The organism is Pedobacter sp. SYSU D00535, from assembly GCF_017355855.1.
GTDB lineage: Bacteria > Bacteroidota > Bacteroidia > Sphingobacteriales > Sphingobacteriaceae > Desertivirga.
This window is the reverse complement of sequence record NZ_JAFEWD010000007.1, coordinates 36,351-48,842: the sequence shown is the minus strand read 5'-3', so window position 1 is coordinate 48,842 and position 12,492 is coordinate 36,351. Positions and strand designations below refer to the sequence as shown.

Annotated in this window: 13 protein-coding genes; 11 read left to right on the top strand and 2 right to left on the bottom strand. The window is 43.0% G+C overall.

Annotated features, from left to right (window positions below; translation table 11 throughout):
• Positions 1 to 2 precede the first annotated feature (2 nt).
• The 11 genes from J4N23_RS14700 (at position 3) to J4N23_RS14650 (ending at position 9,819) form a co-directional block, all read left to right on the top strand.
• Positions 3 to 1,241: a hybrid sensor histidine kinase/response regulator gene (locus J4N23_RS14700; protein ID WP_207428391.1), complete on the top strand. Its 1,239-nt coding sequence runs from the start codon at positions 3 to 5 to the stop codon at positions 1,239 to 1,241.
• Between the two features lie 37 nt (positions 1,242 to 1,278).
• Positions 1,279 to 2,742: a sensor histidine kinase gene (locus J4N23_RS14695; protein WP_207428389.1), complete on the top strand. Its 1,464-nt coding sequence runs from the start codon at positions 1,279 to 1,281 to the stop codon at positions 2,740 to 2,742.
• Between the two features lie 7 nt (positions 2,743 to 2,749).
• Positions 2,750 to 3,175, top strand: a complete 426-nt coding sequence (locus J4N23_RS14690; RefSeq protein WP_207428387.1) for a response regulator — start codon at positions 2,750 to 2,752, stop codon at positions 3,173 to 3,175.
• Positions 3,176 to 3,237: 62 nt separating this feature from the next.
• Entirely contained in the window at positions 3,238 to 3,684 is a 447-nt protein-coding gene (locus J4N23_RS14685; protein ID WP_207428385.1) for a cytochrome B, read from the top strand.
• Between the two features lie 196 nt (positions 3,685 to 3,880).
• Positions 3,881 to 5,311 (top strand): anthranilate synthase component I family protein, encoded by a 1,431-nt coding sequence (locus tag J4N23_RS14680; protein ID WP_207428383.1) that lies wholly within the window; start codon positions 3,881 to 3,883, stop codon positions 5,309 to 5,311.
• Positions 5,312 to 5,313: 2 nt separating this feature from the next.
• On the top strand, positions 5,314 to 5,895 hold the full coding sequence (locus J4N23_RS14675) for an aminodeoxychorismate/anthranilate synthase component II (RefSeq protein ID WP_207428381.1): 582 nt from the start codon (positions 5,314 to 5,316) through the stop codon (positions 5,893 to 5,895).
• A 5-nt stretch (positions 5,896 to 5,900) separates the two neighbouring features.
• Positions 5,901 to 6,722: an indole-3-glycerol phosphate synthase TrpC gene (gene trpC / locus J4N23_RS14670; RefSeq protein ID WP_207428380.1), complete on the top strand. Its 822-nt coding sequence runs from the start codon at positions 5,901 to 5,903 to the stop codon at positions 6,720 to 6,722.
• A 57-nt stretch (positions 6,723 to 6,779) separates the two neighbouring features.
• On the top strand, positions 6,780 to 7,985 hold the full coding sequence (hflX, locus tag J4N23_RS14665) for a GTPase HflX (RefSeq protein WP_207428379.1): 1,206 nt from the start codon (positions 6,780 to 6,782) through the stop codon (positions 7,983 to 7,985).
• Positions 7,986 to 8,049: 64 nt separating this feature from the next.
• Complete coding sequence (gene rbfA / locus J4N23_RS14660) at positions 8,050 to 8,424, top strand: 30S ribosome-binding factor RbfA (RefSeq protein ID WP_207428378.1); 375 nt, start codon at positions 8,050 to 8,052, stop codon at positions 8,422 to 8,424.
• A gap of 9 nt (positions 8,425 to 8,433) precedes the next feature.
• Positions 8,434 to 9,123: a peptidoglycan DD-metalloendopeptidase family protein gene (locus J4N23_RS14655; RefSeq protein WP_207428377.1), complete on the top strand. Its 690-nt coding sequence runs from the start codon at positions 8,434 to 8,436 to the stop codon at positions 9,121 to 9,123.
• Positions 9,124 to 9,150: 27 nt separating this feature from the next.
• The gene (locus J4N23_RS14650) at positions 9,151 to 9,819 is read left to right on the top strand and encodes an energy transducer TonB (protein ID WP_207428376.1); all 669 of its coding nucleotides are present in this window, start codon (positions 9,151 to 9,153) and stop codon (positions 9,817 to 9,819) included.
• A gap of 39 nt (positions 9,820 to 9,858) precedes the next feature.
• Here J4N23_RS14650 and J4N23_RS14645 read toward each other — a convergent pair whose 3' ends face one another.
• The gene (locus tag J4N23_RS14645) at positions 9,859 to 11,055 is read right to left on the bottom strand and encodes a DUF1501 domain-containing protein (RefSeq protein ID WP_207428374.1); all 1,197 of its coding nucleotides are present in this window, start codon (positions 11,053 to 11,055) and stop codon (positions 9,859 to 9,861) included.
• A 6-nt stretch (positions 11,056 to 11,061) separates the two neighbouring features.
• Positions 11,062 to 12,447, bottom strand: coding sequence for a DUF1800 family protein (locus J4N23_RS14640; protein ID WP_207428372.1), 1,386 nt, complete (start codon positions 12,445 to 12,447; stop codon positions 11,062 to 11,064).
• Positions 12,448 to 12,492: the final 45 nt, after the last annotated feature.

The following is a 12,492-nucleotide window of genomic DNA, read 5'->3' as shown; positions in this document are numbered from 1 at the left end:
TTTTGGGGAATTTACGCGATAAAAGAGTGGTTTCTGATACGATAAAAATACTTTTAGTTGACGACCGGGAAGACAACCTGATGTCGATGGAAATCGTGCTTGAAAAACAGGGTTATTCATTTGCCAAAGCCACGTCTGGCATTGAGGCTTTGAAAATCCTCCTGAAAGAGGACGATTTCTCTCTCATCCTACTGGACGTTAAAATGCCTATTATGGATGGGTATGAAACAGCGGAACTTATTTACCAAAGAGAGAAGCTAAAAAACATCCCCATCATTTTTATCACCGGTCAGGACTACGAAGAAACAGCGGTTTTTAAAGGCTATCAGGCGGGGGCAGTAGACTACATTCGAAAACCCTTTAACCCTCAGATACTTCGCTCGAAAGTTGCTGTATTTGCAGAACTTTACAAAAAAAATCAGCTCCTGAAAAAACAGGAAGACAAGCTGAAAGCGATTAACGAAGACCTGGTGAAGCTTAATCAGGATTTGGAAAATCGGGTTAGAGAACGCACGCTTGAATTGGAGAACCTGAATCACGAGTTAAGAGGATTGAATATTGCAAAGGACAAAATCTTGTCAGTTATTTCGCATGACCTCCGCAATCCCTTTACTGCACTTCTTGCTTCTTCAGAAAAGTTAAATAGAGACTTTGAACGCCTTGAGCCGAGGGAAATTAAGAATTTCTCGAACATCATCTATAGAACTTCCAACCGCATTTTGGGCCAACTTAATGACCTGGTAGAATGGGCAAAGCAGCAAAACGAAAAAAGCCGCTTCAGCCCAACAAAAATTCATTTGGTCGAAGGACTGAAAGAATCGCTGGAATTGCTCAAGAGCAATGCTATTCAAAAGGGTATCCGCCTCGAAAACAACGTTCCTAGCAACATTTTTGTAAAAGCAGACGCGCTCATGCTACGTTCCATCCTTCAGAATATCGTAACTAATGCCATTAAATTCACTCCTGAGGGAGGTTCAGTTAGGCTAAAGGCGGATGAAGTTGAAGCAATGGCCGAAATTTGTGTAGAGGATACCGGAGTTGGCATGAGTGAGGAGATGAAATCAAAACTTTTGCTCGAGCCGGGCTCGCATTCTGTGTCGGGCACTAACAATGAGCAGGGATCTGGCCTGGGACTAATCCTGGTGCGCGACTTTGTGGCCCAGCATGGCGGTGTAATAAAAGTTGAAAGTGAAATCGGAAAAGGGACTTGCTTCAAATTCACTATCCCATTGTATAACTAGTTTTAGCGGCCTTACTGCTAAAAACACTTTTTAGCTGATGAAAATATCAACTCTGATTTTTTTGGGGTTTTCCGTTGTTCTTACACTCTCTCTGGTAGACTCGTATGTAAATAATCTTTTATCCCGGCAGGTAAACAAGAACACAGTGTTTCTTGCCAACTCAGAGTCGGTGATAAGAAATTCAAGCAAGCTCCATAAAAGCATTATCGACATGCAAAGTGCTTTTAGGGGATATCTTCTTACTGATGACGAGAACTTCCTAACACCTTACGACTCTGGATTGAAGGAAATCCCGAGGCTCTACATAGAACAACGCAGGCTGGTTAAAGACTCTGCGCCTCAGCTATCCAGACTGGATTCTATTTTCGCTTTACATAAAAATTGGGTTAACTACGCTAACGATCTTATCTCTTCAAGAAGGGAATCGCTGGCAGCAAATGGCAGTAGCAACCGCTACCGGGAGCTTTTCGACACTAAGTTCAGGAAACAAGTTGGGCAAAAGCTGAACTCCAAGATCAGTGATATTTTCAGGGACTTCGATCGCTTTGAGTACAAGATCAGAGAAACCCGGCGAGACACCTTAACTATGTCTATTGAACGCACGGAGACGTTCTCTTTCACCTTCGTAATACTTACCATCGTGGTTGCAGTCACCACCAGCGTGTATGTGGTAAAACTTATTTCAAAACGAATTGCAATGATGGTAAACCTGGCCGAAAGTATTTCCAAAGGTAAATTTGCTATTGTTAAGGACAATAAAAACGATGAGCTTACCAGTCTTTCTACCTCATTAAACATCATGTCGGAAAGATTAAGTAAGAACATTAAAGAACTCGAAAAAAGAAACTCGGAGCTTAACCAATTTGCCTATGTAGTCTCCCACGACTTAAAAGCTCCTATTCGCGGTATTTATAACGTAGTTCAATGGATCGAGGAGGATTTGGCCAACGAAATCTCTCCACAAATGCGGAAATACCTCAGCTTTATTCCTCAACGGATCAACCGGATGGAAGGACTGATCGATGGCTTGTTGGATTATGCAAGGATTAGTCGAGACAAGGCGTTAAAGGAAGTAGTCGACGTCAACCTCCTTCTTAAGGACATTGTTGACTTATTGGTACCAAAGCAGTTTACTGTCCAGATTGGAGAAATGCCGGTTCTTTTCACGGAGCGAATTCGCCTGGAGCAAGTCTTCAGCAACCTTATAAGCAATTCGGTAAAGTATACCAATCACGCTGACAGTCAGATCCGCATTTCTTATAAAGAACTAAACCACTTTTATGAATTTACTGTTGAGGACAACGGTATAGGTATTGATCCCGAGTACAACGATAAAATTTTCGAGATTTTTCAAACCCTGCGGGAAAAAAATGATCAGGAAAGCACCGGAATTGGCTTGGCAATAGTGAAAAAGATTATCGACGATCAGCATTGTACAATCAGAGTTAAATCAGAACTGGGTCAGGGAGCTAAATTCATTTTTACCTGGCCCCAAAATTAATAAGCACATGAAAAAGGTTATACTACTTGTAGAAGATGATGAACTGGACGTGATCAGCGTGGAAAGATCTTTGAAAAAAAATGATCTCGATTACGAACTATATACTGCCTATAATGGGATAGAAGCAATGGAGATGTTGAAGAGCAACAACGGCGAAATAAAACTTCACCCCGATGTAATCCTGTTGGATCTTAACATGCCAAAGATGAACGGTATCGAATTTTTGAAGGCGCTCAGGAAGGATGAAAAGCTAAAGGACATTAAAGTGTTCGTAATGACAACATCCGGGGACGAAGCCGACCGTAAAACAACAGAGCAACTTGGAGTTTCAGGTTATCTTATCAAACCCTTGAATTTTAACAATAACAGCAAGCGTACCGACTCGATGGATGGCTTCTTTCAATTTCACATCCGTAAAATATTTGCTTCGTAATTCAATTGAAATAGGGAAAGCAATAACTTTTTCGTTATTTTGATCCAACAAATTAAAACTCAATGTATCCAGCACTACTCGAAATTCACTCTATCACACGCTTTGTAATACTCATTGCCATAGTGGTGGCTATCTTATTAGCCTTTGCGGGATGGTTTGGAAATAAAGAATATTCGAAGGGTAACAAAATATTCAATCTGCTGACACTGATATCCACCCATATTCAGATCGTTATCGGAATCATTCTATACTTTGTTAGCCCACTGGTAATGACCAACGATATGGGCGCAGCAATGAAAGATGAGTTGGCAAGATATTGGACAGTGGAGCACGGGGTAATGATGATTATCGCTGCGGTACTCATTACTGTGGGGTATTCTAAGCACAAAAAGGCTACTTCTTCTTTAATAAAACATCGTACTATCGCTATATTTTTCACGCTTGGCTTACTGACTGTTCTAGCTGGAATACTCCTTAGCGGCCGTCCCTTACTTGCAACTACAGTCTAAAAAATAAACTTGCGTTTTTAAAAATCTTTACTTTTTTTTGTGCAAATGTTAGACTCTCTGCATACTAAGATCTGGTGGTGGCAAGCAACAGCATGCGCCGGGTAAGGTATGTTTATTAGGATAGGATCATTCAACCGAAAAATAAATATAGCCCGACGCGAAAACGTCGGGTTTTTTATTTTAAATCATCAAAAACATGAGAAAATTTTCGTTAAAAACTTCATATAAAAAACTGCTTGCAGACACCACTACTCCGGTAAGTATTTACCTGCGGTTAAGGGATGTGTTTCCGAACAGCTTGCTTCTTGAAAGTTCGGACTACCACAGCCGGGAGAATAGTATGAGCTACGTCTGCTGTGACCCGATGGCAGGAATTGTCCTTGACAAGAATACCCTCAGCACCTACTTTCCCGACGGCACCACAGAAGAGGTAGCGATCGGCGGTCTGAAACTTGCTGACGAGGTTACCAAATTCCGCAGCAGCTTTGAATCAAGCCTCGATACTCCGTTTAAATTTAGCTCAAATGGCCTCTTCGGCTACTTCGCCTATGAGACCATCGAGTTTTTTGAAGATATCAAACTTACAACAGAACGCAGGGGAGAGCGAGACATCCCGCTAATGCAGTATCATCTTTATCGCTATGTTATTGCAATAGATCATTTCAAAAACGAATTATACCTTTTTGAACACCTGGCAGACGAAGAACAGGAGTCGGGTCTGGAGCGCCTTCAGTACCTGATACAGAACAAGAACTTCCCTGAATATCCCTTTGAGTCGACAGCAGAAGAAAATTCAAACTTCACCGACGAGCAGTTTATTCAGGTAGTTGAAAGCCTGAAGCAACATATCTTCCGCGGAGACGTTTTTCAGATAGTTCCTTCCCGTGGTTTCTCGAAAGCTTTTACTGGGGATGAATTCAACGTCTACAGAGCCCTGCGATCCATCAACCCATCACCGTACCTCTTCTACTACGACTATGGTAACTTCAAGCTGTTCGGATCTTCTCCTGAAGCTCAGTTAACTATTAAGAACAGGGAGGCTACCATTTACCCGATTGCCGGAACATTCAGAAGAACCGGGAATGATGTTTTGGATGCCGAGCTGGCAACCAAGCTGGAGAATGATCCAAAGGAAAGCGCCGAACACGTGATGCTGGTGGATCTCGCACGAAATGATCTGAGCAGGCACTGCGATAATGTGCAGGTAAAAGCGTTTAAGGAAGTGCAGTACTATTCGCATCTTATTCACCTGGTATCAAAAGTTACTGGCCAGCTTCAGGAAAACGCGAACCCGTTCTACGTAGTAGGAGACACCTTCCCTGCAGGAACATTGAGCGGTGCACCGAAATACATGGCGATGACTTTAATAGATCGTTTCGAAAACGGACCAAGAGGCTTCTACAGCGGTGCTATCGGTTTTATGGGCTTTAATGGCGACTTTAATCATGCCATTATGATTCGCTCATTCATGAGCCGGAACAACGTATTGCATTACCAGGCAGGAGCAGGTATCGTGGCAGACTCAGATCCACAAAGCGAATTAAACGAGGTAAATAATAAAATAATGGCTTTACGAAAAGCGATAGAGATGGCGGGCAGTATAGTTCCACAAGTTGAAAAGATATAACGATGAAGATTTTAGTTGTTGATAATTACGATTCATTTACCTTTAATCTGGTGCACCTGTTGCACGAGTGCGGATATGAACCTACAGTTTGGAGGAATGACAAATTTGACCTGAGCGATGTGGAGCAATTCGATAAAATATTGCTTTCTCCCGGGCCTGGAATACCGTCAGAAGCGGGCTTATTGTTAGACGTTATCAAAACCTACGCACCAACCAAAAGCATTTTAGGAGTGTGTTTGGGAATGCAGGCCATGGCGGAAGTGTTTGGCGGAAGCTTATACAATCTATCATACCCCGTTCATGGCCGCGCCACTGCAATGCAAGTGCTGGACGAAGAGGAAACACTTTTTTCGGAACTCCCTTCATCCTTCAACATTGGCCGGTATCACTCCTGGGCAGTTAGCAGAGAAGGTCTGCCTGAAGAAGTAAAAGTGACAGCAAAAGATGCCGAGGGGGTAATAATGGCCTTACGCCATTTGAAATACGATGTTCGGGGCGTTCAGTTTCACCCTGAATCGGTACTAACAGAACACGGCAAACAAATGATTAAAAACTGGTTAACAAAAAGTCCGGAAAAGGCCTAAAAAGAATGAGTACAGGATATACGCCAATCACAGGTTCAGGAAATACAATACTGGACAAAATAGTGGTGCAAAAGCATAAAGAGGTGTTGGAAGCACGTCAGAACACCCCTATTATCAGACTGGAAGAGAGTGAGTACTTTCACCGGGAATGCTACTCTATCCGCCAGTTTATTTTGGATCCAGAACGCACAGGTATTATCGCGGAGTTTAAAAGGGCCTCTCCCTCAAAAGGAGTAATAAACAGTGAAGTCTTTGTGTCGGACGTAACGCAGGACTATGCAAATGCGGGAGCATCCGCTTTATCCATTTTGACGGACCAGAAATTTTTTGGCGGACATATGGAAGACGTGTTGCAGGCTCGTCCGCTTAATCAAATCCCCATCCTGCGCAAGGAATTTATTCTTGATGAGTATCAAATCCTGGAAGCAAAATCGATCGGTGCCGATATTATTTTACTTATTGCCGCAATTCTTAGTCCGGAACAAGTTGCCCAATTTGCCAAGCTAGCCAAGAGCATCGGCTTGAACGTCCTTCTGGAAGTGCACAATGCTGCTGAATTGGAGCACACTATCTGCGATGACTTGGATGCAATTGGTGTAAATAATCGAAATCTGGCAGACTTCTCCGTCTCCCTGCAACACTCTTACGATCTGGTGAATTTGATTCCGGATCAATTTTTAAAGATTTCAGAGAGTGGAATTAGTAACCCGGCAACTATTAAAGACCTCAAAAAAGCCGGATTCAATGGATTTTTGATCGGGGAAAATTTTATGAGAGAAAAGGATCCGGGGGCAGCTATTCAACAGTTTGTAGCACAGTTGAAATAATCCGATCTCATTTTAACCTTTAACAAATCAGATACTCATATTAGTTGTTAAAAAAGAATGGCAAGACAGAAATTTTACGATACTGCTATTAAGCCCGAGCGGGCCGTTTTAGTGGGAATCATCACTCCCGATGAGTCTGAAGAAAAGGAGCGTGAGTATCTGGAAGAGTTAGAATTTCTGGTAGACACCGCAGGCGGAGTAACAGAAAAAACATTTACACAGAAGCTTCAGAGAGCTGACCGGGCCACTTTCGTGGGAACAGGTAAACTCGAAGAGATAAAAGCATACGTTGAATCTGAAGAGATTGACATCGTTGTTTTCGACGACGAACTTAGTCCCTCGCAGCTTCGGAATATCGAACGCGAGTTGAAGATTAAGATACTGGACCGAAGTAATTTAATCCTGGATATTTTTGCGAGAAGGGCACAAACGGCGCAGGCCAAAACGCAGGTAGAATTAGCCCAACTCCAGTACTTACTACCGCGACTAACACGTCTTTGGACTCACTTGGAGCGACAAAAAGGGGGTATCGGGATGCGTGGACCTGGAGAAAGTCAGATCGAGACCGACCGCCGGATTATTACCGACAAGATTTCCCTCCTAAAAGAACGGCTAAAGCTGATCGATAAACAGAATGCGACTCAACGGAAAAATCGCGGCCAGCTGGTTAGGACGGCGTTAGTGGGATACACCAACGTCGGAAAATCAACGATCATGAATATGATCTCGAAATCGGAGGTTTTTGCAGAAAATAAACTATTTGCGACGCTGGATACTACCGTACGCAAAGTAGTCATAGAAAACCTGCCCTTCCTTCTTTCAGACACCGTCGGTTTTATCCGGAAATTGCCGCATCACCTGGTAGAGTGTTTTAAATCTACCCTGGATGAAGTAAGAGAAGCAGATATTTTGATTCATGTTGTAGATATTTCTCACCCTAATTTCGAAGATCATATTCGAACGGTGAATGATACGTTGAAGGATCTGGGTGCGGTTGACAAAGAGATCATTACCGTCTTCAACAAAATTGACGCTTTCAAACCAGAAGACCATGAAAGCGGAAGAGTTATTACCCTTGAGGATTTTAAAAACACCTGGATGAGTAAACATAACAGTCCGGCTGTATTTATTTCCGCCTTGAATAAGGACAATGTGGAAGAGTTTAGAGAGCTACTCTACGGAAAAGTAAAAGCGATACATCAGCAACGCTACCCATACGATAAGCTACTTTATCCGGATATCGACATGGAGAACGAAGACTAGGAGTCATCGCAGCAAAAAAACAAACTATCAGAACCAGTCTGATCATACTAAAACAACCTTCGTTATGGAATCCAAACGTCAGCAGAAATTTGCAGGAGTAATACAAAAAGACCTTGCAGCAATCTTCCAAAGGGAAGGGATGAATTATTTACCGAATACCCTGGTAACAATCACGAAAGTAAGAGTAACACCAGATTTAGCAATAGCACGGGTTTTCCTTAGCTTTTTCAACAATCAGAATACAGCTCAATCCCTCAATACTATAAAAGCACATGCGAGCGAGATTCGTTACAAGCTAGGAAGCAGAATAAAAGATCAGGCTCGCATTGTTCCTCAGCTGGAGTTCTTCGTAGACGATACGAACGAATACGTAGAGCGGATGGACAAAATTTTTGATAAGATAAGTAAAGAACCGAGACAACCGGATTCCGAAGAATAAAATTAGGATTTGAAAAGTAACTCTAAAATTGCTCTGCTACTTACTGATACCAAGATCAGCAAAGTGGTAGAGTTTGATAAAACGAAGGACAAAGTACTTCCCCTTGATTTTACTGGCGCCAATAAGAATTTGAATTCGGAGTTGCTGGCAGATACACCGCTCTTTACAGACTGGGTAAAGAGCGAATTACAAAAAGCCGCCTGCAGGTACGGAGTTGGTGGCTACAATGAGCATCGAACTATTTACAGACGAAGCGAATTGTTCGACACTGCGAATGAGCCAAGAAGGTTGCATTTAGGGGCAGATATCTGGGGCCCCGTGGCAACTACCATTTACACTCCTATTGATGGCTTTGTACACAGCTTCAACTTCAACGATAATTTTGGCGATTACGGAGCTACTATCATTTTGGAACACCGGTATCCGGAAACCTGTTTTTACACTCTTTATGGCCACCTCAGCCTGGCGTCTATTGCAGGACTTCAGGAAGGACTACTTTTCGAAGCCGGATCAAAGCTGGCTGAATTGGGAGATGCTTCTGAAAATGGCGGTTGGCCACCTCATCTTCATTTTCAACTTATTCAAGATATGCAAGGGTTGAAAGGAGACTATCCCGGAGTTTGCAAATTTTCTGAACGAGAGCAATACCTCAAAAACAGCCCCGACCCGAATATTATTCTTTGTCACACATTTGAATAAATCCACTGTTATTCAGTATCTTGCTATATGATGTTGAACTGGCTAACAAGTTTTTGGCTACTTCTCGCTACGGTTTTTATAAGTAGCGATACTCCTAGCTTCAAGGGAGGCCAGAAGAATTTGGACGCCTTTATCTCGCGCAGTATTATTTATCCTGAGTACTCGCGGCAAAACTGCCTGCAAGGGACTGTCCAAGTAAGTTTTCAGTTAAACAAGGCAGGAAGAATTGTAGATTCGAAAATAGAAAAAGGTTTTGGTACTGATTTGGATGATGAGGCGCTGCGCATCATCCGCCTCACTTCTGGTAGATGGCTAGTGCCTTCGTCATTTGACACTACTCAATATCTTACCCTTCCTATAAACTTTTCATTACGTGAATATAATTGTGATGAACGAACTTCTGATGATATCCGGGAAGCGATAGCCACGTATAAAGCCCGGGAAGACTTAACAAACGCAATTACAAATTACTATGCGAAGCGGTCGGCAGGAAAGCCCGCAGGTAGCGAAGAACAGCATATACTCAACTTAAAGGAGCAGCTGGGCTACAATGAACGATTTATTGACAGGATGATTCGACAAGCGCAGCAGAAGTTGAAGCAGGGAGATAGAGAAAGTGCTTGTGAAGACTTAAATTTTGTCAAAAACTTAGGCAGCAATAAGGCCGATAAATTGCTTGAGGAACGCTGCAACTAAAAAACCGGGATGACAGGACGCCACCCCGGTAAACTAAAACTAAATAAAATGCAAGCCTGAAAATTTCTTATTGAGGATTCCGTTATCCTCTACATCTAACCATTTATCAAGTACGGTCGCGTACACTTCCCTAAAGTCAATTTTATATCTTAAATCTCCATTTTCAAGATTAGTAAGATCGGGTGCTTCGTTGTAAATCCCCGGCTTTTTTAGTTTTCCTCCAAAGATGAAAAGGTTGTTCGCTGTTCCGTGGTCGGTTCCGTTGCTTGCGTTCTGCTCCACTCTGCGTCCAAATTCCGAGAAAGTCAAAACGAGGGTGTCGTCTAGCTTGCCAGTGCCCTTCAGTTCCTTGATAAAGCAAGCCATCGCTTCGCTGTACTGCTTTAACAACCTCCCCTGCTGACCCAGTTGCCCTGTATGAGTATCAAAGCCACTTAATGAAACGTAATACACGCGTGTATTTAAACCACTGTTAATAAACTGGGAAACAGTTTTCAGCTGATTAGCGAAAGCAGTTTGTGGATACTCTATAGTACTGCGATACGTTTTTGACCGCTCCTGAATGTAACTCGCTGAAGACTGCGTTTCGATCATCGTTTTGTACAGGTACCCCAGGTTATCTTCGTTAAGGTGATCATCTTGAGCTTTAATCAGTTCTTTAAAAAATGGCTCCCTCGTGTTTCGAAATAGCTGCTGGGGGTCTTTCACCGCGATTCCCTTCCGCAGCTGTCCTTTTAATGCAAGAGATAGTGTATCATCTACTTCTACCGCAGTATGCGGATCTTTACAGGTTTGACAATTTGAATCGAGATATCTTCCAATCCATCCTGTGGTCAGGTATTCGCTCGAGTCACTCGCCGAATGCCAGATGTCCATAGAACGGAAATGAGACCTATCGGGATTAGGGTAACCCACACTATTAAGAACTGACATCCAACCCTGATCGTAAACTTCTCGCAAAGCAGTCATATTAGGATTAAGTCCCTGAATTTCGTTCAACTTTATCAATTGGTTTTGAGGTAGGGCAATGGTCTTCCGTTTTTGATAGTAGGCATCCATTCCGAAGGGAACTACCGTATTCAATCCATCATTCCCCCCCGAAAGTTGCACAACCACCAAATTCTTATATCCCGAAAGTTGACTGGTAGCCAGGGCTTCCAGTGGTTTTAAAAAAGAGGGAATAAGATAGGCTCCAGATGCCAGGGCCGTATTTTTCAGAAAATCTCTTCGTTTCATTTTCTATTATATTAATTGGAATTCAGGGGTACTTGCAAGTTGAATTACAGCTTCTTTCAGATCTGTTGATGAAGTGATGATCTTCATAGCTTTGCTACTAGGTGGGACTTGTAGCAAATAGGCGGCAAGCAAGTCGGGTGGAGTATTTGTGCTAAATTGCTGGCTAAATTTCTCCCATCCCACCTTGGCGGCTACACGACGTCTCACCACAGTTCGCTGCAACCGATTCATCGCTATCTCTGCCTCATCCTCAGGATCCGGCTTGCCAGAAAAGTCAATTTCACCCTCGTTGAGAATCAATGAAGGAATTTTTAGTCGCAGCATCAGCGAAGAGCTATCGATCCAATTTCTGCCTCCGGGCCAACCGGCAACATTTGGTGGATAGAACAGCGTCTGCCCCAGAGCGTTCTGCAGCTGAAGCAAAATCCTGTCATTCTCGTATTTAATGTTAAACGTGCGGGTCAGACCGGTTAGTAGTTCAGCGGGCGATTTAATCTTCCCGCCCTGGTTTTTTACCTCGTAAAACCAAGGGCTAGTCAATATGTGGGACACTAGTTTACCTATCTCGTAATTCTCTTTATAGAAGTACCTTCCTAATTCTCTTATAAGCTCCCGATCGGGCTCATCATTCACAAGATAGATGTAAACTTTTCCAGCAATCGATTCCGCTGTTTTAGGTTGCTGCAGCAGGATATCTATAATTTCCTCTCCACCAAAGTTTCCTTGCTTGCCCAAAAACACCTTCTCACCCGCGTCGTGAACAGAGGGCCTAAACTGAAATTTCCCTTCTCTGTTGAACGACCATCCCGTGAAAGCCCTGGCGGATTCTTTCACGTCGTCCTCCGTATAATTTCCTCTCCCAATAGTAAACAACTCCATAAGTTCTCTGGCAAAGTTCTCATTGGGATGCCCTTTACGGTTTTGCTGATTATTCAAAAATTGAAGCATCGCCGGAGCTTTAGCAACTTCTAACACCATTTCCCTAAAGTTTCCCAGCGCATGCTTTCGGTGAATGTTGTTAAGCTGCTCCAAAAAAATGGGATTTTGGGATCGGCAAGCAAAGTGTCCATGCCAAAAAAGCGTCATCTTTTCCCTCAGTTGTTCAGGGGCACTAGCCATCTTTTTCAACCAGGTTGTATTCAAAAGTCGCACTCCCTCTCGTGCTTGTCGTAAGGCCATCCGTCTTTCTTCTTCAGACAACGTCCTTAAATCCTTCGTATAAACCTCCTCTGAACCTAGTTGTATGGGGCTAAAGGCAGCAGAGGCCTTGAAGATTTCCTTGACTTCCTGATGGATGTTCCCATTTCTATTTTTGGTAAGATTCTCGAAACTAATGCCGAAGCCGGCCCGTGAATGAAGATGTTTGAGCTTGGTTTGATAAGGGGTAAGCATTGTATTTATTTTGTTGTGAGACGGGGTGCAAGGAAAAAGGTTTAA

What these genes read in the sequence shown, in the direction of transcription:
- J4N23_RS14695 (WP_207428389.1), top strand. Translation starts at nt 1,279, where the DNA reads ATGAAAATATCAACTCTGATTTTTTTGGGGTTTTCCGTTGTTCTTACA.
- J4N23_RS14690 (WP_207428387.1), top strand. Translation starts at nt 2,750, where the DNA reads ATGAAAAAGGTTATACTACTTGTAGAAGATGATGAACTGGACGTGATC.
- J4N23_RS14685 (WP_207428385.1), top strand. Translation starts at nt 3,238, where the DNA reads ATGTATCCAGCACTACTCGAAATTCACTCTATCACACGCTTTGTAATA.
- J4N23_RS14680 (WP_207428383.1), top strand. Translation starts at nt 3,881, where the DNA reads ATGAGAAAATTTTCGTTAAAAACTTCATATAAAAAACTGCTTGCAGAC.
- J4N23_RS14675 (WP_207428381.1), top strand. Translation starts at nt 5,314, where the DNA reads ATGAAGATTTTAGTTGTTGATAATTACGATTCATTTACCTTTAATCTG.
- trpC (WP_207428380.1), top strand. Translation starts at nt 5,901, where the DNA reads ATGAGTACAGGATATACGCCAATCACAGGTTCAGGAAATACAATACTG.
- hflX (WP_207428379.1), top strand. Translation starts at nt 6,780, where the DNA reads ATGGCAAGACAGAAATTTTACGATACTGCTATTAAGCCCGAGCGGGCC.
- rbfA (WP_207428378.1), top strand. Translation starts at nt 8,050, where the DNA reads ATGGAATCCAAACGTCAGCAGAAATTTGCAGGAGTAATACAAAAAGAC.
- J4N23_RS14650 (WP_207428376.1), top strand. Translation starts at nt 9,151, where the DNA reads ATGATGTTGAACTGGCTAACAAGTTTTTGGCTACTTCTCGCTACGGTT.
- J4N23_RS14645 (WP_207428374.1), bottom strand. Translation starts at nt 11,055, where the DNA reads ATGAAACGAAGAGATTTTCTGAAAAATACGGCCCTGGCATCTGGAGCC.
- J4N23_RS14640 (WP_207428372.1), bottom strand. Translation starts at nt 12,447, where the DNA reads ATGCTTACCCCTTATCAAACCAAGCTCAAACATCTTCATTCACGGGCC.